The organism is Formosa bonchosmolovskayae, assembly GCF_051016085.1.
In the GTDB taxonomy this organism is placed as follows: domain Bacteria; phylum Bacteroidota; class Bacteroidia; order Flavobacteriales; family Flavobacteriaceae; genus Formosa.
In genome coordinates, this window is the sequence record NZ_CP174605.1 from 2,822,710 (window position 1) to 2,845,350 (window position 22,641).

Annotated in this window: 18 protein-coding genes; 9 read left to right on the forward strand and 9 right to left on the reverse strand. The window is 33.9% G+C overall.

What is annotated here, in order from left to right:
- The first annotated feature begins 45 nt into the window (after positions 1-45).
- Genes ACKC83_RS11905 through ACKC83_RS11915 form a run of 3 tightly spaced genes read left to right on the forward strand, consistent with a single transcriptional unit; the run spans position 46 to position 3,889 of the window.
- Complete coding sequence (locus tag ACKC83_RS11905) at positions 46-2,064, forward strand: M1 family metallopeptidase (RefSeq protein WP_434035658.1); 2,019 nt, start codon at positions 46-48, stop codon at positions 2,062-2,064.
- Positions 2,061-2,966 (forward strand): patatin-like phospholipase family protein, encoded by a 906-nt coding sequence (locus tag ACKC83_RS11910; RefSeq protein WP_434035659.1) that lies wholly within the window; start codon positions 2,061-2,063, stop codon positions 2,964-2,966. Before ACKC83_RS11905 ends, ACKC83_RS11910 begins: the two co-directional genes overlap by 4 nt.
- The gene (locus ACKC83_RS11915; protein WP_434035660.1) at positions 2,963-3,889 is read left to right on the forward strand and encodes a patatin-like phospholipase family protein; all 927 of its coding nucleotides are present in this window, start codon (positions 2,963-2,965) and stop codon (positions 3,887-3,889) included. The genes ACKC83_RS11910 and ACKC83_RS11915 overlap by 4 nt, the downstream gene beginning before the upstream one ends.
- Here ACKC83_RS11915 and ACKC83_RS11920 read toward each other — a convergent pair.
- The 7 genes from ACKC83_RS11920 to ACKC83_RS11950 all read right to left on the reverse strand — a co-directional run bounded on the left by ACKC83_RS11920 (position 3,886) and on the right by ACKC83_RS11950 (position 11,545).
- Positions 3,886-4,326, reverse strand: a complete 441-nt coding sequence (locus ACKC83_RS11920) for a CHAP domain-containing protein (protein ID WP_434035661.1) — start codon at positions 4,324-4,326, stop codon at positions 3,886-3,888. The genes ACKC83_RS11915 and ACKC83_RS11920 overlap by 4 nt on opposite strands.
- Positions 4,327-4,485: 159 nt before the next feature.
- The gene (locus tag ACKC83_RS11925; RefSeq protein ID WP_434035662.1) at positions 4,486-5,361 is read right to left on the reverse strand and encodes an endonuclease/exonuclease/phosphatase family protein; all 876 of its coding nucleotides are present in this window, start codon (positions 5,359-5,361) and stop codon (positions 4,486-4,488) included.
- Positions 5,361-6,320, reverse strand: a complete 960-nt coding sequence (locus ACKC83_RS11930) for a hypothetical protein (RefSeq protein WP_414036869.1) — start codon at positions 6,318-6,320, stop codon at positions 5,361-5,363. The genes ACKC83_RS11925 and ACKC83_RS11930 overlap by 1 nt, the downstream gene beginning before the upstream one ends.
- Positions 6,320-8,341 (reverse strand): phospholipase D-like domain-containing protein, encoded by a 2,022-nt coding sequence (locus ACKC83_RS11935; RefSeq protein WP_414036868.1) that lies wholly within the window; start codon positions 8,339-8,341, stop codon positions 6,320-6,322. Before ACKC83_RS11935 ends, ACKC83_RS11930 begins: the two co-directional genes overlap by 1 nt.
- 686 nt (positions 8,342-9,027) lie before the next feature.
- Positions 9,028-9,363: a n-acetylglutamate synthase gene (locus tag ACKC83_RS11940; RefSeq protein WP_414036867.1), complete on the reverse strand. Its 336-nt coding sequence runs from the start codon at positions 9,361-9,363 to the stop codon at positions 9,028-9,030.
- Between the two features lie 38 nt (positions 9,364-9,401).
- Complete coding sequence (locus ACKC83_RS11945; protein WP_434035663.1) at positions 9,402-9,923, reverse strand: hypothetical protein; 522 nt, start codon at positions 9,921-9,923, stop codon at positions 9,402-9,404.
- A gap of 71 nt (positions 9,924-9,994) precedes the next feature.
- On the reverse strand, positions 9,995-11,545 hold the full coding sequence (locus ACKC83_RS11950) for an FMN-binding glutamate synthase family protein (protein ID WP_434035664.1): 1,551 nt from the start codon (positions 11,543-11,545) through the stop codon (positions 9,995-9,997).
- A gap of 122 nt (positions 11,546-11,667) precedes the next feature.
- Here ACKC83_RS11950 and ACKC83_RS11955 point away from each other — a divergent pair, with 122 nt between their 5' ends.
- Both ACKC83_RS11955 and ACKC83_RS11960 read left to right on the forward strand, forming a co-directional pair.
- A complete protein-coding gene (locus tag ACKC83_RS11955; protein WP_434035665.1) occupies positions 11,668-13,245 on the forward strand; it encodes a hypothetical protein in 1,578 nt (525 codons plus the stop codon).
- A 113-nt stretch (positions 13,246-13,358) separates the two neighbouring features.
- Complete coding sequence (locus ACKC83_RS11960; protein WP_434035666.1) at positions 13,359-15,704, forward strand: ATP-dependent helicase; 2,346 nt, start codon at positions 13,359-13,361, stop codon at positions 15,702-15,704.
- Between the two features lie 206 nt (positions 15,705-15,910).
- Here the strand turns inward: ACKC83_RS11960 and ACKC83_RS11965 are convergent, their stop codons facing one another.
- Positions 15,911-16,774 carry an alpha/beta hydrolase fold domain-containing protein gene (locus ACKC83_RS11965; protein ID WP_434035667.1) on the reverse strand — a complete coding sequence of 288 codons (864 nt, stop codon included), beginning with the start codon at positions 16,772-16,774 and terminating at the stop codon, positions 15,911-15,913.
- Positions 16,775-16,821: 47 nt separating this feature from the next.
- On the opposite strand from ACKC83_RS11965, the gene ACKC83_RS11970 reads away from it, so the two are divergent.
- Genes ACKC83_RS11970 through priA form a run of 4 tightly spaced genes read left to right on the forward strand, consistent with a single transcriptional unit; the run spans position 16,822 to position 21,757 of the window.
- The gene (locus tag ACKC83_RS11970; RefSeq protein ID WP_414036861.1) at positions 16,822-17,442 is read left to right on the forward strand and encodes an L-threonylcarbamoyladenylate synthase; all 621 of its coding nucleotides are present in this window, start codon (positions 16,822-16,824) and stop codon (positions 17,440-17,442) included.
- 56 nt (positions 17,443-17,498) lie between these two features.
- Positions 17,499-18,356, forward strand: a complete 858-nt coding sequence (gene nadC, locus ACKC83_RS11975; protein ID WP_434035668.1) for a carboxylating nicotinate-nucleotide diphosphorylase — start codon at positions 17,499-17,501, stop codon at positions 18,354-18,356.
- 2 nt (positions 18,357-18,358) lie between these two features.
- A complete protein-coding gene (locus ACKC83_RS11980) occupies positions 18,359-19,300 on the forward strand; it encodes a YihY/virulence factor BrkB family protein (protein WP_414036859.1) in 942 nt (313 codons plus the stop codon).
- Positions 19,301-19,303: 3 nt separating this feature from the next.
- Complete coding sequence (priA, locus tag ACKC83_RS11985) at positions 19,304-21,757, forward strand: replication restart helicase PriA (protein WP_434035669.1); 2,454 nt, start codon at positions 19,304-19,306, stop codon at positions 21,755-21,757.
- Here priA and ACKC83_RS11990 read toward each other — a convergent pair.
- Positions 21,754-22,449 carry a LytR/AlgR family response regulator transcription factor gene (locus ACKC83_RS11990; RefSeq protein WP_414036857.1) on the reverse strand — a complete coding sequence of 232 codons (696 nt, stop codon included), beginning with the start codon at positions 22,447-22,449 and terminating at the stop codon, positions 21,754-21,756. The two genes, priA and ACKC83_RS11990, sit on opposite strands and share 4 nt — an antisense overlap.
- Positions 22,450-22,641: the final 192 nt, after the last annotated feature.

Here is a 22,641-nt window from a genome sequence, read left to right on the forward strand (position 1 = left end):
CCTAATTTTTACGAATTTTACTAAAACCTTTGTTATATTTAAGATATGAAGCATTTTTTATACTTTTTAATTGGGATATTCAGTAGTGTATTGTGGAGTCAACAAATTGATGTGATTGATTTTAAGTCGATTACTGCACAAGTGTCTATTCAGCCTTTGGAGAGAGAAATTTCAGGTAAGGTTTCGTATATTTTTGATGTTTTACATGCTACAGATTCTATTTTTATTGATGCTCAGCAGATGCACATTTCAAAAGTGACCTTAAATAAACAAGATATAGCCTTTACAAACGATGGTAAAAAACTGTGGATACTGTCTGATTTTGAAAGAAGTGATAATAACACACTGAAGTTAGAATATACTGCAACCCCCAAAAAAGCCATGTATTTTGTAGGATGGGAATACGACGGCCGACAGCAAGTTTGGACGCAAGGCCAAGGGAAATACACGAGTAATTGGTTGCCGAGTTTCGACGATATGAATGAAAAAACAACCTTAGACCTGACAGTGAACTTTCTTGATGGCTATAAGGTTATTGCAAATGGTGAATTAAAAGAAAAAATAAAATCGGAAGATGATTTAACGTCTTGGCGCTACGTATCGACCAAGCCTATGAGTAATTATTTGTTTGCCATTGCCATTGGGAAATACGATAAAAAAATACTCGAATCTAAAAGCGGAATCCCTTTAGAGTTGTACTATTATCCAGAAGATGTTTCAAAAGTAGAACCAACATACAGATACAGTGCACAGCTATTTAATTTTTTGGAAACAGAAATTGGTGTGCCGTACCCCTGGGACAATTATAAGCAAATTCCGGTGGCAGATTTTCTGTATGCAGGGATGGAAAATACCACGGCAACCATTTTTTCTGATGCCTATGTGGTAGATGATATTGGTTTTGTAGATAGAAATTACGTAAACGTAAATGCTCACGAGTTGGCACACCAATGGTTTGGAGATTTGGTTACCGAAACTTCGGGGACGCACCATTGGTTACAAGAAGGATTCGCGACCTATTACGCGTTACTCGCCGAACGCGATATTTTTGGAAACGATTATTACAAAATGCGGTTGTATGAATATGCTAAAGAATTGGAGGAGCAGGATGCAAGCGGACAAAGTACAGCCTTGTTAAATCCGAAATCGAGCAGTACAACGTTTTATAAAAAAGGAGCGTGGCTCTTGCATGCTTTGCGTGTAAAAGTGGGCGATAAGGCTTTTAAAATGGCTGTTAGGCAGTATTTAAAAGCACATGAGTTTAAAAATGTAGAGACAGACGATTTTATTAAGGCGGTAGAAGCGACTAGCGGTGAAAATTTAGATGCGTTTTTCGATTTGTGGTTAAACACTGTAGAATTTCCAAAGGAGTCTATTGTTGAAAATGCTAAAGACGATATGAGTTTTTACATCAAGCATTTGGAGTATATTGAATGTTCGGTCGATAAAGACGTCGATTTTTTAATGGACGCTTCTAAGTTTTATTTTGAAAAACAAGAAATCATAAAAAAACATCCGGAATTAATTACGGAAGCGGTAGTGCTTGAAAATGGTGTAGAAGTGCGTCAGACCATTGCTCAAACCTTGAGAACGATTCCTTCAGAATTGCAATCGGCTTACGAAACCTTGTTAAACGATAAATCGTATCAGACTCAGGAAATGGCCTTATACAATTTGTGGTCTAACTTTCCAGATAAACGCGCTTCATATTTAGAAGAAACAAAAGGGCGCGTTGGTTTTAAATCTAAAAATATCAGACAATTGTGGTTGGTTTTAGCCTTGTCGACTCCAGAGTTTGAAGCCGACAAGAATGTGTCTTACATCAATGAATTAATCAGTTATACAGGGCCGGAATACGATTTTGAAGTCCGTGAGCTGGCTTTTAGTTATGTTGATGCGCTTCAGTTGTATAATGAAGATTCAATTTCAAATATCAAGCAAGCAACAACGCATCACAATTGGCGACTAAGTAAAATGGCAAAACAATTGCTATCGACTTTAGAAACACAGCCAAAGTATAAAGCTATTTTAAGTCGGTTAGAAACACAATCTACAACACCATGAGAGCGCTTGTAATTTCGGGAGGAGGAAGTAAAGGTGCATTTGCAGGAGGTGTGGCTCAATATCTTATAGAGCATAAAAAATATAATTACGACCTTATTATCGGGACATCTACGGGAAGTCTATTAGCTTCTCATTTGGCGCTAAAGAAAGTGGATAAAATTAAAGGCATTTATACAAGTGTTACTCAAGACGATATATTTAATAGCTGTCCGTTTTTAATCAAAAAAAAGAGAGGTATCGAAACCATTAGCATCAATCATGTGAATGTGTTGCGCAATATTTTAAACGGAAATAAAACATTCGGAGAGAGTTTAAACCTTAAGAAACTGATTAAAAAAGTATTTACCCCAGCCGAATTTTCAGAACTAAAACAAAGCGATACCGATGTGGTGGTTACGGTTTCAAATTTATCCATTAATCAAACAGAATATAAATCGCTTAAAGATTTTGAATACGACGAGTTTTGCGAGTGGATTTGGATTTCGTGCAATTACACCCCGTTTATGAGTTTGGTGCAAAAGAATAGTTTCGAATATGCCGATGGAGGTTTGGGGTCTATGGTGCCTATAGAAGAAGCTATAAAACGCGGTGCCAAAGTAGTAGATGCTATTATTTTACAAACCGAAGTCACTCAGTTTAACCGCATGCCATCCTTAAATGCCTTTTCGTTACTTACCAATATGTTTGCGTTTATGCTGGACCGTATCGAGAGTCAGAATATAAAAATCGGGAAATATGTAGCCACAAATAACGATGCGATTATTAACTTTTATTACACGCCAACCATATTAACCACAAACTCTTTAATTTTTAATAAAAAGAATATGATGAAGTGGTGGCAAAGTGGATTTGAATTTGCCAAATATAAAAATGATGAAATTAGCCAATTAGAAAACATATGAGAGCATTAGTAATTTCGGGAGGCGGAAGTAAAGGTGCCTTCGCGGGTGGTGTCGCCCAATATTTAATAGAACGCAACAAGCGTGAATACGATATGTTTTTGGGGACCTCTACAGGAAGTATGTTAATGCCGCATTTGGCTACGGGCGATTTAAAAAAATTGCATAAAATGTACACCAATGTTACGCAACATGATATTTTTAGCGTGAGTCCATTTATTCAACGCAAAAAAGAAGGCCGTGAGTATGTAACTATTAATTATTTGAGTTCCATACTTCAGTTTATTAAACGGAAACGGACGTTTGGAGAAAGTAAATCTTTAAGGCGAAACATTAAAAAGAATTTCACTTTAGAAGAATACAATCTCATTAAACGCACTAAGGAAGATGTGGTTGTAACGGTTACCAATTTGTCTAAAAGTAAAGTCGAGTACAAGTCTATTCATGATTATTCCTATGAAGAATTTTGCGAATGGATATGGATTTCCTGTAATTACATACCGTTTATGTCTTTAGCGACAGTAAATGGTTACGAATATGCCGATGGCGGATTTTCGTGCGTGGTGCCTATTCAAGAAGCCATAAAACGCGGGGCCACAGAAATTGATGCGGTAATTTTGGAATCGGAACAGATGAAAAAAAATAAAGTCTTAGGAAAGAACCCGTTTTCATTAATGATGAATTTATTCGGTCATTTATTAGACCAAGTAGAACAGCATGATATTGTGATAGGAAAACTCGCCGCGATTCAGAAAACGGTAAAGCTTAACTTGTATTACACCCCTACCAAACTCACAGAGAATTCTTTAATTTTTAGCAAACCCTTAATGGAAAAATGGTGGAAACAAGGCTACGAATACGCCGAAGAAAAACATTTTAATGGGTCGACTACTGGTTTAGAGGTTAAGGGGAAGAGGAGTGTTTAAGGTTTTTTTTGTTTTCGTAACCAACCTAGGATACGTTGATTGTCAATATTCCACATGTTACCTTGTTGTTTTAAAGGAAATGATGTTCTAGTAGTTTTACCTACATTTTGTTGAATCACTTCAATGGTATTGTTACTTGTTTTAGAGATTATAGATACATGTCCGTATTTATTAAAGAGATTGCCTGAATATACTACTAAATCTCCAACTTCTGGTTTGGATATACTTGGATTGCTGTATTGTATTAAATCGCGTTGTTTGTTTTTGTTGCCATCTTTAATATTGGGGTTAAAGAAACTTTTAGCATGACCATAGGAATCAGGCATTCTGTGTTTATAGTGTTCGTAATAATATCGTTTTACAAATTCTACACACTGATATTTTAATCCTAAATTATAGCCATCGGAAGTAGTATTCCTACCAGAAACATTATTCATTGCACCATTATAATAAACGGATACACCATTTAAACTATCTACTTTATCTCCAGGAGTAGAGTTTGCTTAAGAATATTTAAGACCATAGAGTATAATACTGCCTAAAGCGATAATCATGGTAATTAGAATAAATATATCTCTAGGTTTCAATTTCATAAGTTACTTAATAAGAAATTCTAAATATATTGGCAAGTGGTCGGATAGTTGTCTCGCAGCTTCTAGGTTACTACAATCTCTAACAAAGTCGATTGCTCCAGATTTTACAGGTGAGATGTTTTTTGAGTAGTATATATTATCAATAGGGTAGTTTAAATAATCCCCATTTTTGCATTTTGTTTTCAAGGTCGTTTTAGTGTCCTTTAATGCTGATTTAAATCCTTTATTGTATAAGTTATTCCATACTTCATGTTTCTCATTCATATTAAAATCTCCTAATATAAACACGCTATCAGAATTTAATTTAGTGGAATAATCTTTTAAATAGATAATTTCTTGTTCGGGATGATCGTCATGTTTACGAGAATGAAAGTTGACTACATAAAACGGTTCGGTACCTTTAGTTAATTGGAATTTACCTATATAGGGCTCTCTGAAACACTTTTCTGCCAATTCTGAATCTAAATACGCAGGATTCGTTAATTTTACTTTAGAAGTCTTCCAAAGAAATGCATAGCGCTCACTAATATAAACAGAAGGACTTTTAGTAGGATCGCTTGTGCGATAATCCCATTTAGATCCCATTCTATTTAATTCGTCTGCAATTTTTGCCACAGCTTGCGCTCCAGCTGGATCTTTACCAACCACTTCTTGTATAGCTACAAGATCAAAGTCTCGTAAAATTTGGGCAATTTTGTGTATTTCATTAGCATCTTTAGTTCTTCCTAGGTCTCTAATGTTCCATGATGCTATTTTTAGGGGGTTAGTACTTACTTTAGTAGAGTAATTTGGATAAGTACCATTCCCTTTATTTGGTGAAAATGCCGTTGTTAAAAGAAATATAACTAAGACTAAAATATTGATACATTTCGAGTTCATTATGCCTCAGAAATAAATGCTTTCAACTCTTCAAAAAATTCTTCCTTCGAATTAGAGGTATCTAATAATTTATAATGTTTAACGCCTGATTTTTCTAACCAGTCTGACCAAAATAATGACATTATTTCAAAGTCATTTGGAGAGACTGTTTGGCTTCCCGTGTTTCTATTTAAAGATCTATCATACATTTCAGAAACAAAAACCTCTGTGTTTTTTAGATTTTTATTCTCTATGGGAATAATGCCATATCCTGATGATTTAAAAAAATCTTCGAGGTTAGAATTGCCGGAAGCTAAAAATTCTTTTCTAAATTCATTAACCTTATCTTTTGAAAGATAAAAGCATTTTTTTTCATGACAATTACTTTTTCCATATAATCCAGCCTCTATGTAACCATCAGTTAATAATACAATTATATTTCGTTGGATATTTAGTACATTAGTGTTATCGTCTATTTTTAAAGTGTCTGCTGTATTTCTAATTAAAGTTGGTGTTATTTCTTTCTTAAAGTAATTATATATATCACCCCCAGTACTATTTTCTTTAGCTTTAGAATAAATATTATTTACTTCTTTATCGAGGGAAGACAGAATGTCTTTATTGCCCCCTTTGGTTAAAAAAGTAATACGTTCAGATGGATTCATGTTGGATAAGTCCATCTTTAAATTTTTCATATTTATATTAAAATCATTTATAATAGTAGGATTCGTGAATCGAAACTGGACAATATCTTCTTGACCAATTACTCTATTCCCAATATTGTAAATGTCAGGATAATAGTTGTTATAGATATTAGTAATTAGCTCAATATCGGAAACGGGTTTGGGATATAAATCTTCAATCCTATTAGATAAATCAGGAGTTATAATTAAATTTATGTGTTCATTAATAGTTGTTTTCTTTTCAACGTCACAACTATTTAATAATAGGATAGATAGTACTATAATTATTTTTTTCATTAAGCATCAATTTTTTTCATATTATCAACTAACCATTGATCCGAAGCATTAATAGCTTCCTGTGACTTGTTTATAGCTTTGTCTATAGCATATTCATCATGTAACCATTCATTCCATCCTTCTATAAAAGCACTGACTCTATCTTTTAAGGAGCTTAATGAAATTTGAATATTATCGTTTTCTATATCATTTTTATATACATCTGCTTTTTTTATAACATTAGCTATTTTGTTATTGGCGTCTTGATTGATTTGAGTTATCTTAGAATCTAACTCTTTAGGTAAATAAATAAGATTCTGTTCTAGTAAGCTTAATTTGCTTTCAAGATCTTTAATTTCTAACTCAATATTATTAGATTTTTGAGTTTCAAGCTCAATTTCTTTGTTTAAAAGATCTATTTTTTCTTTGATTATTCTTTTTTCAATTAACATTCTTTCTCTACCAGTCTGAGTACTTCTATCTGCAAAAAATGTTATTAATTTATTCATTATTATAGCTAAAAAAATGAAAGGAATTGCACCAAGAAAAAAGACTAACCAAAAATTAATATCCGAAACAATTCCTGAAAAAGAGTTATCGGCTTCTATACCTTTAGATAAGTAATTAATTTCACTTATAGTTGTTGATACTTTTACTGCAATAAATACATCTATCGCGATAACAACTGAATAAGATAATAGAGGAGAAATAATAGCTTTAAATTTATTCAAGGTAGAATTGTTGGTTTTTTCTTCTTTAATATGGGCTATATAAGCAATAGCAAATGGAATAAATACAAAAAACAAAATATAAGACATAGCAGTACCTCCTTTAGATAATGCTTTTGACCAAGCTTTTGCTTCATAAACTTGTGGATTTACCGTAATACCTGCTTTAGCAGCTTCCATGGCATCTTCATAAGAATACAACATGATATATGCTGATGAAGAATAGAATAAAATTAAGGGGATGGATAAACCAATGAAGAATAAAACTAAAGGAATAAATTCGTGATATTTGAACAGTGGTTTTACAAATTCTATATTCAATTCTGAAATCTTGTCTTTTAAATTAGAGATTTCATTTTCTTTACTAGTTTTAGTTGTTTGAAGAATGTTTTTTTGTTCAATCTCTTTATTGTTCTTCTTTCCTATAATTTCAGATTTCTGAAACTCTATTTTCTTTTCTTCGGAATTATTCTCAATAATTGCAGAGTTTAATTTCTCATCTTTTCTTGTATTTATATTTTGAGTAAACTCAGCAACCTTATTGTCTATTTTATTTATTAAATTGTCTTTATTAAGATCATTCTCATTTTTGTCTGATACGAATAAATGATACAAAGAATCCATGGATTTAGATATAACTTGTGCATCTCCACTAACTTCTTTGGCTTGTTCATAAGCCATATCTTTGATTTCTGATCTGTTAGTCTTTTTTATTTCTGAAGAAATAATGGATTGAAAAATTTCATCCAATGATTGATCAATAACATCTGTTTCACTGTTATTAATTATATCTTTACTTGCGGTTTCTTCAATTAATGGTTTCTTTTTAAATCGAGATAACCAGCCATTACCTTTTGTTGCCTTTTCTTCTTTAAGAGCTATTGTTTCTGTTTCCATAGTTAATTTTTTGAAGTCCTCTAATAGTTCTAAAATGGTAGATTTGTGATTTGTTTTAATTACTGATTCAGAATTATTTTTCCTTGCATTGACGGTCCAATTATAAGAGCCATGAAAGGCGCGTTTTTCATCAATTAAGCAATATTTTTGATGCATGATGCCATATCCTTTTCCTTTTATCCTGGTTAATTGACCACCATTAGTTTCAAATTCGGTGAAGTCTAATTTTTGATTATCCTTATTTTCACCTATAACAACAGAAACTTGAATTTCTTCCTTTGCTTTTAAGATTAGGATATCTAATAATGATTGGTCAGTGAACCATGCCGTTACCACATAAATAGAGTTGTTTGCAGACATAAGACTTTCTTCTAATTCTGTGAAAATGTCTTTTCCTTTGATTACAGCTTGTTCCATTATTTTTTTGTCAATAAATTTAAAGTTAGATGTAATATCACAAAAGGTAATTATTATACTAAACTTTTTATTTGCTATTTAGATCTGTTTAAGATGTATTATTTATTCATTTTAATGGATATTAAAAAAAATGTAAAAAACTGAGTAAAAGTAATTTAATATGCAAGATAAATTTTACGGATTCCCGTATTATTTACTTATTTTTTAAATATATCCCTCTTATTTTACTATTAAATAACATATGCGATTAGATATTAACAAAAGTGGTATATAAATATTGGTTATTTAGGTTTTAGAATTAATTTTAAATTAAAAGTACATGTTTATATGACTCAGACAAAAGTCATAGATCTCACGCGATCAACAAAACAATTTTGAATTTTTTGTCCTAATAATTAAAATTGTTATGATTTGGAATATTAATGAAGATGTTATGTAAATTTAATGTACGACTAAAGCGTAAATAGATAGATTTATATAAGCTTGGCTTAATAGCGTTATTTGCTATAAATCTTACTAAAAAAGTAATTTTATGATTTTTAGCTTAATTAGATCCTAATCAAATTAAGAAAGTAGAAAATTTATTTGAACTTGAATAAAAACAGGATTCATTGAATGTTCAATTAAAATTAGATTTAATTGAAGAGGTTATAATTTTGTATTGGATATTAGAGTGAACCATTAACTCAAATCTCCTCTAAAATAGACTTGCCTGTAGACTTATCTCCAGATGTCCACTGCCAGGTTTCATGAAGTCTGATTTTTCCGTTGGGAAGGATTTCAGGTTTAGAAGTACAGATTCCTGTCATGAGTTGTCCTTTAGTATTGATCTGATGATAACGCATTTCAATGTTACCAAAGTCGTCTACCAACCCGATTAAATGTCCGCTTACTATGTGTCCACCTTGGTAGTTCGAGGTTAATATGTTTCCGTGTTGTTTGTATTCAAAACTGGTTTCAGCAGTAGTTTCTCCGTTTTCGGAATTTTCTACAGGTCTGAATATTTTATTGTGATAGTTCAATTTAAAGCTGTTAAAGTGTTTTGATAGTGGTTTATACATTACCACATATCACTTACTTCTTTTTTAACATAAGATAAAGCTGTGTCGCTAGGTGCGCGTTTTTCCATCATTTCCGATAAAATCACTTCGCGCATTTTGTTTGCAGAGTCCGTTTTTTCTAGCATGGACGCTTTTCTAATTAACTGAATGGTAGAGTTTTTAGCCGTAGTAATTACGCTCCAACAATCGTCGGTGATGTAAATTTGTTGAGATAAGTTATGCTCGAATTCTTGCTCGATCGTACTAATTAATAATACTTCATAGTCGTCTTTATCGGTCGAGGTGGGTTGCACACGAATCAATAGTTTAGAAGGTGAAATACGTTCAAGAAACAAGGCCATACGTTCGTAAGCTTGAAGTCGTATGGGCATGGAATTTACTTGCATTTCTTTTTTCAGTAAAAAACGTCTGCGACCATCTTCATTTTTTGTGTGTTCTTTAAAAAAATGATAGGCAATCAAACCAGTAACAACTGTAGGAATAGTATAAAAAAACAGACTTAAAATAGATTCGGAATTCATTTATTCAGGATTTAGAGCAAACTTACTAGCTTTTTCTGTGTCTACAAAACAAGTAATATTGGTTATAAAAATTAGGCTTGAGGTGCTTTTCCTCCTAAATACGTACAATCTTTTAAAGCTTGCATGCTAGTAAATGGAACAGGAGATTTTTCGTATTTGTAGGTTTTATCTAATTTAGAGGTTAGGTTTTTATCGTCTACGTTAATATTAATATCTCGCATAGTAAACTGACAAGGATGTTCGTAACCCGCGGCATGAGTAACCTCAATAAATTCCTTACTAAAGGTTTTAAAATACTGAGATAATCTTTCAGATTTTAAAGTAGGATCTATTCCGTTTTGTAGCCACTTATTTTGCGTAGCCACACCACTAGGACAACGGTTAGTATGGCAAACCTGTGCTTGTATACAACCTATGCTTAACATCGCTTCTCTGGCCACATTTATACAATCTGCTCCCATTGCAAATGCCATAGCGGCTTTAGCCGGAAAGCCTAGTCTACCACTCCCAATAAATACAATACGGTCGGTAATATTACGTTTTAAAAATACTTTATATAACTCACTAAATCCGTATACCCAAGGTAATGAGACGTGATCTGCAAAACTTGGTGGCGCCGCACCAGTTCCACCTTCACCACCATCTACGGTAATAAAATCTGGTCCTTTTCCTGTAGCAATCATAAGATCGGCAAGTTCTTCCCATTGTTCTATTTTTCCTATAGCGGCTTTAACACCTACAGGCAGACCAGTTAGCTGTGCTATGTTTTCAATAAATTCTATTAGCCCAGGAATATCTTTGAAGGCGGAATGACTTGGTGGCGAAATAACATCTTTTCCAAGAGGGACGTGTCTAATTTTAGAAATTTCTTCTGTAATTTTTGCGGCAGGTAAAACACCTCCTTTTCCTGGTTTAGCACCTTGAGATAATTTAATTTCTATTGCTTTAATAAACGGATTTGCTTCTACTAAGCTCACGAGTTTATCCATTGAAAAACGTCCTTCGTCATCACGGATTCCAAAATATCCCGTTCCTACTTGAAAGATAATATCACCTCCGTTACTGTGGTAAGGCGACAAACCACCTTCTCCAGTATTATGGTAAGCACCGGCAATTTTTACACCTTTGTTAAGCGAGTCCATTGCTTTTGCAGATAACGATCCAAAACTCATTGCCGAAACATTAATTACAGAAGCGGGTCTAAAAGGTCGTCTTCTGTTGTTATAGGCTCCCATGACTTTAGCGCAAGGTAAAAACGACTTGTCTTTAAGACTCGGGTGGTTCCCTTCTGGTTTGTAAGGTAACATGGCATTATTTACAAACATATGCTGGTTGGCATAAATATCGCGATCTGTACCAAATCCTTCGTAGTTATTCTCTTTTTTTGCTGAAGCATAAATCCAACCGCGTTCAATTCTATTAAATGGTAATTCTTCACGGTTATTCGATACAAAATACTGGCGCATTTCAGGACCAATACTTTCTAAAAGAAATCGGAGATGCCCTACAATTGGAAAGTTGTGACTTATGGTATGCTTTTTCTGAAAAAAGATGTCTCGAATTGCTACTATAAGTAAGAATAGGATAACCCACATCCACCAACTAACATCACTTAAAACCATATTGTATCTCTTTTTATTCGTTAACGGGTTAAATATATTATAAATAAAGCAAAAAGATAAAGGAAGATTTCCTTAACATTATAGTGTTTAATTAAATTAGCTTTATAAATCTATCATTATCAATGACAAATAAAATAAAGAAGCCCCTAACTATCGTACTATTAGTTATATGTGCATTATGCGTGGTGTGCTTATTTTTTGCAAATACTTTTGTAGAAAATAAATTAAAAGAGACGTTAAAGACCTTGCCAGAATCGGTAAGTTTTAAATATTCCGATTTGCACGTGAATGTCTTTCAAGGCATGTTATTTGTCGAGAATCCGGAATTAGAGTTAATAGAAGGCGTTAATAAAGATGTCGATTTAAATATAAAGCTAGAAGATTTTAAATTAAAAGATGTTAGCTATTGGGAGTATGTCGTTAATAATACCATTCATCTCGATAGTATTATATTGCTTAATGCGCAAATATCTTATGTAAGATCAAAACAGAAAAACAAGGATACTACAAATTCAAAGGAGTCTTCAAAATCTGGCGGTTTACAAGATTTTAATAAGATTGTTAAAATAGATCGTTTCGATTTAAATCATGCTACAGTAACGTTGTTTAAAGCGTCTAAAGATTCAGTATTTTTAAAATCTGATAATGTGAATATAGCCTTTAACGATATTCATTTTGATGCGACTACGGCTCAAGAAAGCATCCCTTTTAACTATTCTAATTATCATGTGTTAACCGATTCATTGAGATTTGATGTTGGAGAATTTGAAACCTTGAGTTTACATGAGCTTGAACTAACAAAGAGCCATTGGGTGGTGAGGAATTTAAAACTCAAAACCAAGTATTCTAAACAAGAGCTTAATAAGGTTATTAAAAAAGAACGCGATCATTTTAATATTAAGATGGACTCCTTATATATAGAGCAACCTGATTTTGGTTTTAAAAACGATAAGTTTTACTTTAAAACGGATACGATTACCATTCAGAAACCTAATATGAAAATTTATAGAAATAAGCTGATTGCAGACGATCTCTCTATAAAACCATTATACAGCAAAATGCTTCGTGATTTAAAAATCAATCTCACCTTACCAATATTAGTATTAAAAGACGGCTATATAGAATATCAGGAAAAAGTAAAAGAAGGTATTCATGCCGGAAGTATTTCCTTCGCTAATTTTAACGCGACTATTAAAAATGTAAGCAATACATATGTTTCGCCTACAAAAACAGAGTTAGATATTCATACCCATTTTTTCGATACAGCGCCTTTACATGCTGTATGGACGTTTGATGTGAATAATGAAAAAGACGAATTTAATTTTAAAACAGAAATTGGGTTGTTGCCCGTTTCTCAATTAAATAAATTCACCGAACATAATTTAAATGTCAAGTTAGAGGGGCAATTCGATAAAGTTTATGCAAATATTAATGGGAATGTAGATCGATCGCACGTAGATTTTAGTGTGAAGTATGAAAACATGAAACTTGATATTTTAAATAAAAAGCATAAGAAGAACAAGTTTCTGTCTTCGGTAGCCAATTTATTTCTTAGAAATGATTCCGATAAAAATGAAGATGGTTTCATTACAAAATCAGGACAAGTGGAACGAGATAAAACAAAGTCGGTGTTCAATTTTTTCTGGTTAAATGTAAAGGAAGGCCTAAAACTTGTCTTTGTGGGAGATGGCATTATTTAAGCATTTGGCATTTTAGTTACTTGTGCAAATTGGGCAATGTTTATAATTATTTATAAATCTATTTACTTAAACGGTTAACAAAGGTTAATTTTGCAGTCTAAATTGTATAAACTTTGGAGAAGTATTTAAGTCAGTTAAATGAAGCACAGTTAGCACCAACCATTCAAATGAACGGCCCTATGATTGTTATAGCGGGTGCCGGCTCGGGAAAAACGCGTGTGCTTACTTATAGAATTGCCTATTTAATGCATAAGGGAATCGACCCTTTTAATATTTTATCGCTAACCTTTACTAACAAAGCAGCGCGCGAAATGAAAGAGCGTATTGCATCTATTGTAGGTCAAAGTGAAGCGAAAAATCTTTGGATGGGAACCTTTCACTCGGTATTTGCTAAAATTCTTAGAATTGAAGCCGATCGTTTAGGGTATCCTGCAAACTTCACCATTTACGATGCACAAGATTCTCAGCGTTTAATTTCATCTATTATAAAAGAGATGGGATTAGACAAAGAATTATATAAATACAAATCGGTATTTTCAAGAATATCTTCATACAAAAACAGTTTAATTACCGTTCGCGCTTACTTTCAGAACCCAGAATTAATCGAAGCAGATACTATGGCTAGACGGCCGCGTCTAGGAGATATTTATAAAGAATATGTAGATCGCTGTTTTAAATCTGGAGCTATGGATTTCGATGATTTGTTATTAAAAACCAACGAGCTCCTAACACGTTTCCCAGAAGTTTTAGCCAAATATCAAGATCGATTTAGATATATTTTGGTCGATGAGTATCAAGATACAAACCACTCACAATATTTAATAGTAAGAGCATTGTCCGATCGTTTCCAGAACATTTGTGTGGTAGGGGACGATGCGCAAAGTATTTACGCCTTCCGTGGTGCGAATATTAATAATATACTGAATTTCCAAAAGGATTACGACGATGTAAAAATGTTCCGATTAGAACAAAATTACAGATCGACTAAAACCATTGTGAATGCCGCCAATTCTATAATCGATAAAAACGAAACCAAATTAGATAAGGTTGTTTGGACGGCTAATGATGAAGGAAATAAGATTAAGGTAAATCGTTCTATGACCGATGGGGAAGAGGGACGATATGTAGCGAGTACCATTTTTGAAACGAAAATGAACGAGCAACTTAATCATTCCGATTTTGCCATTTTATACCGTACTAATGCCCAGTCGCGTTCTATGGAAGACGCTTTGCGTAAGCGAGATATTCCGTATCGTATTTATGGAGGTTTGTCATTCTATCAGCGTAAAGAAATTAAAGACGTTCTGTCGTATTTACGTATAATTATAAATCCGTCGGACGAGGAAGCTTTAAAACGTGTTATCAATTTCCCACCACGTGGAATTGGTCAGACCACGATCGATAAATTGCTAATAGCGGCTAACGGTTATAAGCGCTCTATTTTTGAAGTGATGAAACACATCGATAAAACCGAAGTGAAAATCAATTCAGGAACAAAGAATAAATTGCAGGATTTTGTGACTATGGTAGAAAGCTTCCAAGCCATGAATGAGAGCGTGAATGCCTTCGAGCTTGCAGATCACGTAGCCAAAACTACCGGATTAATAAAAGAATTTAATAAAGATACTACACCAGAAGGTGTTGCTAAAGTAGAAAACATTGAAGAACTTTTAAACGGTATAAAAGATTTCGTTGAAGAACAAAAAGAGTTGGCAGATACTACAGGATCTTTAACCGAATTTTTAGAAGATGTGGCCTTGGCAACCGATTTAGATAATGATACCGGAGAAGACGATCGTGTGGCATTAATGACGATTCACTTGGCAAAAGGTCTGGAGTTTCCATATGTGTTTATTGTCGGATTAGAGGAAGATTTATTCCCGAGTGCAATGAGTATGAATACCCGTAGCGAGTTAGAGGAGGAGCGCCGCTTGTTTTATGTGGCTTTAACGCGAGCAGAAAAACAAGCCTATTTAACGTATGCGGTGTCAAGATACCGCTGGGGGAAATTAGTAGATTCCGATCCTAGCCGATTTATACAAGAAATAGATGAGGAGTATTTAGATATACTTACGCCAATTGAAGAGCGTAGGATGAACCCGATGTTAGATGCTAACATTTTTGGAGACGATGTGCCAAATAGAAACATCCGTTTTAAACCAGCTAAACAATTACCGATTCAGAAAAAAGGTGCGACTAAAATGCAAGGACCAGCAAAAGTTCCTGTAAATACCTCTAAAAATTTAAAGCCAGTGAGCTCTACGGCTGGCGCTGAATCCGGGAATTTATTTGATAACAAATTGGTAGCTGGAAATATAGTGAAGCATTTACGATTTGGTAAGGGTGAAGTTTTAAAAATTGAAGGCGCCGGAGCAGATACAAAAGCAGAAATAAAATTTGAAAATGGTGGTAACAAGAAATTGTTACTTCGTTTTGCTAAATTAGAAATTATAGGGTAACAGAAATATTGCCATTATAAAGCTTATAATAAAAAAGTTCAGAATTAAATATTCTGGACTTTTTTAGTTTCAACGACCTGTTTACATGTAAATTTCTGTTCATGTGAGTAAAGGTCCATCTAATGAAACTTGTGCATTTTATTTGGATTAAAGGATATAGATGTAAAAGATACACAAGATTTTAACCCGATGGAATGAATAAATGGTTATTCCAAATTAGCTCCAATAAACGCTTTTAATTTAGACCAAGTATCTAATAACTCTAATCCTTCCCAACCATGTCCAGCTTCGGGATATAAAGTATACTCGTGCATAATGCCTAGTGCTTCAAGTTTGCTTTGTAGTAGGTCGCCTTGAGACGTCGGAATTAAAGGATCTTTTCCTCCATAAAATAAAATGGTTGGAGGTGCTAACTCTGTAATTTGATGATAAGGACTTATTTTTTCTAAAAACTCTGTAGTTAACTCTAAACCATATAATTGCTCAAGCAGATTTACGGTAGTGAAGTTTACATTTTCTAAATACGCTGGATCGGTAAAATTTGTAGGTCCAACAATGCTTCCAACCATTTTGGTTTGCTGGGTGTCGTCAAACGCATAACTCCATAACATGGCTAAATGTGCTCCTGCGCTAACGCCTACAAATCCAAAATCTTTAGAAATCTGGTATTCCTCAAGGTTTGCGTTAAAATGATTTACAACAGCTGTAATGTCGTTTATTTGCATGGGATAAGCTTCGGTAGTTTCGTCTACTAAGCGATAATTCATATTTAAAATAGCAAGATCTGGTAAATCTTTTTGAATGAATTCTATAAAGGTATTCATGTCTTTTTTGTCACCAGACGTCCATCCGCCACCATGTACTAAAATTAGTGTTTTGGTATCAGAGTCGCGATGTGCAGGCAAATAGATGTCGTATGTTTGAAATTCATCATTACCATAAGAAACGTCCGTTTTAACAGTAGCTTCCAAATCTACAAAGTCAATCACCTCGTTTGTCGAGTCTGAAGTACACGAAAAACTCGTGACTGCAATTATTAGAAGGATGATAATGGATTTTATTGGTTTCATTATAAATTATTAATTACTTTGTAGAACGATTCTACAATATACTTATTATGGCCGAGTTTATAAAAATTTATGAAGAAAATCCTAATCCAAAGGAAATAAAAAAAATTGTTGATGTTTTAAAACGTGGCGGATTAATTATTTATCCAACAGATACCGTCTATGGTTTGGGGTGCGATATCACTAATACCAAGGCTTTAGAGCGTATTGCACGGATTAAAGGTGTGAAACTAGATAAGGCTAATTTTTCTTTTATCTGTTACGATTTAAGCAATCTCAGCGATTATGTGAAGCAAATTGATACATCGACATTTAAAATTTTAAAGCGTGCACTGCCTGGTCCTTACACTTTTATCCTTCCGGGAGCTAAAACCTTACCAGTTGCATTTAAGAAAAAGAAGACGGTAGGTATTCGTGTACCAAATAATAAAATCGCTTTAGAAATTGTTAAAGCGCTTGGGAATCCAATTGTGTCCACTTCTATTCGAGATGAAGATGAGGTGATTGAGTATACGACAGATCCGGAATTAATTTACGAAAAGTGGGATAATTTAGTCGATTTAGTTATCGATGGTGGTTACGGAGATAATCTAGCATCTACAGTAATCGATTTCTCAGAGGCTGAGCCTGTAATTGTTAGAGAAGGAAAAGGAAGTTTAGAGATTTTTTAATGCGTTTTTAAACCGTTTTAAATCCGCAATTAGTAATTTTGTACCAAAGAATTTATATGATTAGTCAAGCTCAATTTGAAAAAGAAATAGAAGGAATTATTGCAAATGCTGTTCGTGAAGATGTTGGAGATGGCGACCATAGTTCTTTGGCGTGTATTCCTGAATCGGCACAAGGAAAAGCTAAGTTATTGGTAAAAGATAATGGCGTTATTGCTGGTGTGGCATTTGCTAAAATGGTTTTTGAATATGTCGATAAGAATTTAAAAATTGAGACTCTAATAGAAGATGGTAGCCAAGTAAAGTTTGGAGATGTCGTCTTTTATGTAGAAGGCGCTTCGCAATCTATTCTAAAAGCCGAGCGTTTGGTTTTAAATGCAATGCAACGTATGAGTGCGATTGCAACCAAGACTAAATCTTATGTAGATTTATTAGAAGGCACGGGAACTAAAATTTTAGATACTAGAAAAACCACTCCAGGAATTCGAGCTTTAGAAAAATGGGCCGTAAAAATTGGAGGAGGTGAAAATCATAGATTTGCGTTGTATGACATGATTATGTTAAAAGATAATCATATCGATTTTGCAGGGGGCGTTACGGCAGCGATCACAAAAACCAAGACGTATTTAAAGACAAATAATAAGGATTTAAAAATTATTGTTGAAGCAAGAAATCTTCAAGAAATTGAAGAAATACTTCAAAACGGAGGCGTGTACCGAATATTAATCGACAATTTTAATTACGAAGACACCAGAACAGCTGTAAAATTAATAGGAGATACGTGTTTAACGGAATCTTCAGGAGGAATAAACGAAGATACATTGCGTAAGTATGCCGAATGTGGTGTGAATTATATTTCGTCTGGAGCCTTAACACATTCGGTATATAACATGGACTTAAGCCTGAAAGCGGTTTAATTATGACAAAGCCTATTGAAGATAAGCTAGCGAACATTCCGGTTGTAAATTTATTAGTGAAGTTTTTTAAAACCTTAAAACTACCAGGTTTAGAGGGATTATCTGTTTACGATTTATTAGAACTTTACATTACAGGAATAATTAAAGGCGCGTTAACTTCAAGAGCAAGTGCGATCGCTTTTAATTTTTTTATGGCTATTTTCCCTTTTTTGTTATTCATTTTAATTCTTATCCCGCATATCCCAATAGCAGGTTTTAAAGCCGAATTTTTAGACTTTTTAGAATCGTTTTTGCCACCAACAACTTCGGAGTTTTTCTTTAAAAATATTTTCGAAAATATAGATAGTACAGAACGTGGTGGCTTGTTGTCAACCGTATTTTTATTGTCTATTTTTCTAATGGCAAATGGGGTTAGCGCCGTGTTTTCTGCCTTTGAAAGTTCATATCATTTCGAACTATCCAGAAGTATATTAAGACAATACCTTTATGCCCTGGGCGTCGCTTTAATCTTGGCCTTTTTAGTCGTAATTTCGGTAGCGGGCTTTGGATTTGTAGAAATTTATATCCTTGGTAGCTTATTTGAAACCTTAACCCAACAAGGTGTAGAAATAGGTAATAGCAGTATCATTTGGGTGAATATCTCGAAATATGTTTTTGGAATTGTAATGATTTATCTCTCTACTGCTACTTTATATTATTTTGGAACGCGCGAGGGAAAACATAGTCGTTTTTTATCGGCTGGAGCACTATTCACAACCATGCTAATTGTGAGTGTATCGTATTTGTTTGGTGTATATATCGAAGAGTTTTCGCAGTACAATGAGCTTTACGGCTCTATTGGGGCTTTATTGATATTAATGTTTTATTTGTGGTTAAATTCCAATATCATTTTGTTAGGATACGAATTAAACATATCCTTACGTCAATTACGTAAAAACAATTAATTTATGCTTCATTTTATAGATGTTATTCTTCCTATTCCTGTCGAGAATCTGTTTACGTATGTCATTACAGAAGCCGAATCCGATTTTATAAAACCAGGCATGCGTGTCGCGGTCCCTTTTGGAAAAACGAAGGTCTATACTGCTATTGTAAAAAGGATACATAATACACCACCGGAAATTTACGAAGCGAAACAAATTCAGCAAATTTTAGATGAATATCCTATCGTTACCGAAGCGCAATTAAGATTGTGGGATTGGATGGCAAATTATTATTTGTGTACAGTAGGTGATGTTATGCGTGCATCGTTGCCAAATGCATTTATTCTGGAAAGTGAAACCTTAATTAGTAAGAATAAAGACAAGGTTATAAACGACACAGATTTAAGAGACGATGAGTTTCTTATTTATGAAGCCTTGCAACATCAGTCGTCTTTACGTATTCAAGACATTGTAGATATTGTAGATCGTAAACAAGTCTTTCCTATAATTAAGCGACTTCTAGAAAAGGAGGCCATAGTGGTTGAGGAAGAGGTTTTTGAAAAGTATAAACCCAAATTGGTCAAGTATGTGAAGCTTCAAAATCAGCATACAACTCAGGAGGGTTTACAGAAGTTATTGGAAGAACTAAGCCGAGCGCCAAAACAGCGGGATGTGGTTATGAGTTTGTTTCAGTTATCTGCAAAAACGAAAAAAGCAATAAAAGTTTCAGAATTGGTTGAAGCGAGTGGTGCTTCAGCAAGTATTATAAAATCTTTAATCGATAAATCGGTTTTAGAAGAGTATTTTATTCAAACCGACCGTATTGAGTATAATGGCGAAGCATCAGAAGCCTCCAAAGTGTTAAATCTGGAGCAAACCGAAGCGCTTAGTCAGATTAAAACGACTTTTGAAACGCATCAAGTGACATTGCTTCATGGTGTAACATCTTCAGGTAAAACCGAAGTCTATGTAAAATTAATTGAGGAGGTGTTAAAAACGGGCAAGCAAGTTTTGTATTTACTGCCAGAAATCGCATTAACTACACAATTGGTAAACCGGTTACAAATATATTTCGGAGAACAAGTTGCCGTATTTCATTCTAAATATTCGGCTCATGAACGTGTTGAGGTTTGGAATAATGTGTTGTATAATTCATCCAAAGCTCAGGTAGTTTTAGGTGCGCGATCTTCAATATTCTTGCCGTTTAACGCTTTAGGATTAATTATAGTAGACGAAGAGCACGAGCAATCGTTCAAGCAATTCGATCCTGCACCACGATATCACGCAAGAGATACTGCTGTGGTTTTGGCACATATTCATGGCTCTAAAACGTTGTTAGGCTCGGCTACTCCAAGTTTAGAAAGCTATTTTAATGTGCAGCAAGGCAAGTATGGTTTGGTAGAAATTACTAAGCGGTACAATAATGTGTTGATGCCGGATATTGAACTGATTGATGTAAAAGATAAACAAAAGCGAAAGTTAATGACTGGGCATTTTAGTGATAGAATGATTCAGGTTATGGCTGAAACTTTAGAAGAAGGACATCAGATTATTTTGTTTCAAAATCGGCGTGGATTTTCACCCATAGTAGAATGTAAAACATGCGGACACGCGCCTGAATGTCCAAATTGCGATGTAAGTTTAACGTATCACAGTTATCGCAATCAGTTACGTTGTCATTACTGCGGTTATAATATGGCAATGCCTTTAAAATGTCAGGCTTGTGGAGATACTTCATTAGATACTAAAGGGTTTGGTACCGAGCAGATAGAGGAGGAGGTAAAGGTGTTGTTTCCAAAGCATAAAACCGGACGTATGGATTTAGATACCACACGTGGAAAATATGGTTATGAAAAAATAATTACTGCCTTCGAGCAACAAGAAATGGATATTTTGGTGGGTACACAAATGCTTACCAAAGGATTGGATTTTAGAAATGTTGCTTTAGTGGGAATTATGAATGCCGATAATCTATTGAATTTCCCCGATTTTAGAGCACACGAGCGCAGTTATCAATTGCTTTCGCAAGTGTCGGGACGCGCAGGTCGAACAGAGAAGCAGGGAAAGGTCCTTATCCAGACGTACAACCCGTTTCATAACATATTGCAACAAGTGTCTACTAACAATTACCAGGCGATGTATAAGGAGCAAATGGACGATCGTTATAATTTTAAATATCCGCCTGTGTATCGGTTAATTCGAGTGACGTTAAAGCATAAGGATTTTAATCGTGTAAATATGGCTTCAATTTGGTTGGGTAAAGCCTTTAGACAAGTTTTTGGAGATTATGTGCTTGGTCCTGTAGATCCGCCAGTGGCCCGAATTAGAAATCAGTTTCACAAAAATATTCTAATAAAGATTCCATCGAAACAATCGTTAGGAGGTACAAAAAAAGCCATTGTTAAAATTAACAGTAGCTTTATGAATGTAAAAGATTTTAGATCGGTAAGATTAATCTTAAATGTCGATGCGTATTAAATACTATTTAATGCTTCAACAAGTTGTGATTTTTTATTTCGACTCAACGGAATTTCAACAGCGCCAACTTCAACGTTCTTGCTGTTAAATCTGTCAATTTTATCTAGGTTAACAATATAGGATTTATGAATTCTAAGAAATTTTCCTTCAGGAAGTTCTTGTTCAAAAGCTTTCATGGTAGATAACACTACAAGACTACCTTCTGTAGTAACTAGTTTCACATAATCTCCAAGTGCTTCAATCCATTTAATATCGTTAATATATACTTTACGTTTTTTAAGGTTACTTTTTACAAAAATATGTTCGCCTTCCTCTTCTTTAAAGTCTATTTTTAATTTATGCTGTTCTAAGGCTTTTTCGACAGCTACCATAAAACGTTCCCGAGTTATAGGTTTCTTTAAATAATCGGTAGCATCGTAATTAAACGCTTTAAAGGCATATTCTGTTTTACCTGTAACAAAAATAATCTGAGGTTTGTTGTTTAGCACATCGAGAAGTTCGAAGCCGTTTAATACCGGCATCTCAATATCTAAAAATATAAGATCTACTTTGTGAGAGTTTAAACCATTTTTGGTTTCCAGAGCACTACTGTACTCCGCAATTAAGTTAAGAGCAGGGTGTATTTCTATTAACTTTACAATAGATAATCGCTGAATTGCAGAATCATCTACCACCACACAGTTTAAAGTCATAACAATTTAATTTTCAGTTAAGATAACGACAATAGTACAAATTAACCGGATAAAAACCAAAGAAAATCCGATAAAGTGTAAGCTTTACCTTATTTTTGACGCAAGTTGACGCAGGTAATAAAATATAATTATTTTTACTAATGCGTTTGTTATATTTAATAATTAGGCGTATATTTGCAGCCATTTTTAACA

Excerpts from the sequence above, each read along its gene's own strand:
- ACKC83_RS11905 (WP_434035658.1), top strand. The coding sequence starts at position 46 with ATGAAGCATTTTTTATACTTTTTAATTGGGATATTCAGTAGTGTATTG.
- ACKC83_RS11910 (WP_434035659.1), top strand. The coding sequence starts at position 2,061 with ATGAGAGCGCTTGTAATTTCGGGAGGAGGAAGTAAAGGTGCATTTGCA.
- ACKC83_RS11915 (WP_434035660.1), top strand. The coding sequence starts at position 2,963 with ATGAGAGCATTAGTAATTTCGGGAGGCGGAAGTAAAGGTGCCTTCGCG.
- ACKC83_RS11920 (WP_434035661.1), bottom strand. The coding sequence starts at position 4,326 with ATGAATAATGTTTCTGGTAGGAATACTACTTCCGATGGCTATAATTTA.
- ACKC83_RS11925 (WP_434035662.1), bottom strand. The coding sequence starts at position 5,361 with ATGAACTCGAAATGTATCAATATTTTAGTCTTAGTTATATTTCTTTTA.
- ACKC83_RS11930 (WP_414036869.1), bottom strand. The coding sequence starts at position 6,320 with ATGAAAAAAATAATTATAGTACTATCTATCCTATTATTAAATAGTTGT.
- ACKC83_RS11935 (WP_414036868.1), bottom strand. The coding sequence starts at position 8,341 with ATGGAACAAGCTGTAATCAAAGGAAAAGACATTTTCACAGAATTAGAA.
- ACKC83_RS11945 (WP_434035663.1), bottom strand. The coding sequence starts at position 9,923 with ATGAATTCCGAATCTATTTTAAGTCTGTTTTTTTATACTATTCCTACA.
- ACKC83_RS11950 (WP_434035664.1), bottom strand. The coding sequence starts at position 11,545 with ATGGTTTTAAGTGATGTTAGTTGGTGGATGTGGGTTATCCTATTCTTA.
- ACKC83_RS11955 (WP_434035665.1), top strand. The coding sequence starts at position 11,668 with ATGACAAATAAAATAAAGAAGCCCCTAACTATCGTACTATTAGTTATA.
- ACKC83_RS11965 (WP_434035667.1), bottom strand. The coding sequence starts at position 16,774 with ATGAAACCAATAAAATCCATTATCATCCTTCTAATAATTGCAGTCACG.
- ACKC83_RS11970 (WP_414036861.1), top strand. The coding sequence starts at position 16,822 with ATGGCCGAGTTTATAAAAATTTATGAAGAAAATCCTAATCCAAAGGAA.
- nadC (WP_434035668.1), top strand. The coding sequence starts at position 17,499 with ATGATTAGTCAAGCTCAATTTGAAAAAGAAATAGAAGGAATTATTGCA.
- ACKC83_RS11980 (WP_414036859.1), top strand. The coding sequence starts at position 18,359 with ATGACAAAGCCTATTGAAGATAAGCTAGCGAACATTCCGGTTGTAAAT.
- priA (WP_434035669.1), top strand. The coding sequence starts at position 19,304 with ATGCTTCATTTTATAGATGTTATTCTTCCTATTCCTGTCGAGAATCTG.
- ACKC83_RS11990 (WP_414036857.1), bottom strand. The coding sequence starts at position 22,449 with ATGACTTTAAACTGTGTGGTGGTAGATGATTCTGCAATTCAGCGATTA.